1 protein-coding gene is annotated in these 1,003 nt (G+C 36.9%); it reads right to left on the bottom strand.

The window, feature by feature from the left end; translation table 11 throughout:
- A partial coding sequence (locus tag QQK25_RS24825) for an NADH-quinone oxidoreductase subunit D (RefSeq protein ID WP_284190068.1) occupies nucleotides 1–844 on the bottom strand: 844 nt, incomplete at its 3' end.
- Nucleotides 845–1,003: the final 159 nt, after the last annotated feature.

The raw sequence follows: 1,003 nt of genomic DNA on the forward strand, positions 1-1,003 counted from the left end.
TTCCTTCCAGAGCTTGTTGAATTATTTTTATGGATTCTGTCATTTCACTGATTCGTACTAAATAACGAGCTAATGAATCTCCTTCTTTTTGCCACTGTACTTCCCAATCAAATTCGTCGTAACACTCATAACGATCAATCTTACGAAGATCCCATTTAATGCCCGAAGCTCGTAGCATTGGACCCGATAAACCCCAATTTATTGCCTCTTCTCCACCAAGAATACCTACGCCCTCAACTCTTTCCAAAAAAATAGGATTCCGTGTAATAAGCTTTTGATTTTCAATAATGCCTGTTAAAAAATAATCACAGAAATCTAAGCATTTATCTATCCAGCCATAAGGTAGATCAGCAGCTACGCCTCCGATACGAAAATAATTATGCATCATTCGCATACCTGTGGCAGCTTCAAATAGATCATATATATATTCCCGCTCTCTGAAAATATAGAAGAAAGGAGTCTGTGCACCGATATCTGCCATAAAAGGGCCAAGCCATAACAAATGAGAAGCGATACGACTCAGCTCCAGCATAATTACTCTGATATAGCTGGCTCTTTTAGGTATTTGCATATTTCCCAACTTTTCTGGCGCATTTACTGTTATTGCCTCTGTAAACATAGTAGCTAAATAATCCCAACGTGTTACATAAGGAAGATATTGTATAATAGTTCTATTTTCGGCAATTTTTTCCATTCCTCGATGTAAATAACCCAATATTGGTTCACAGTCAATAACGTCCTCACCATCTAGAGTAACCGCGAGTCGCAAAACACCATGCATTGAGGGGTGTTGAGGACCCATATTAACTATCATGAGGTCTTTTCTTGTAGTTGGTACATCCATATTTTTCCCCGATTCCTTATTCTATCAATTACTGAAAACGAAGTTCATCAAATCAATCAAATTTGAATGATTTGATGTAATTTGAACTTACCGAGTTTTTAGCTCTCGAATATCTAATTCACCAATTAATTCTTTATAACGTGCTCTGTTTTTCTTTGA

The organism is Zoogloea oryzae, from assembly GCF_030161255.1.
Taxonomy (GTDB): domain Bacteria; phylum Pseudomonadota; class Gammaproteobacteria; order Burkholderiales; family Rhodocyclaceae; genus Zoogloea; species Zoogloea oryzae.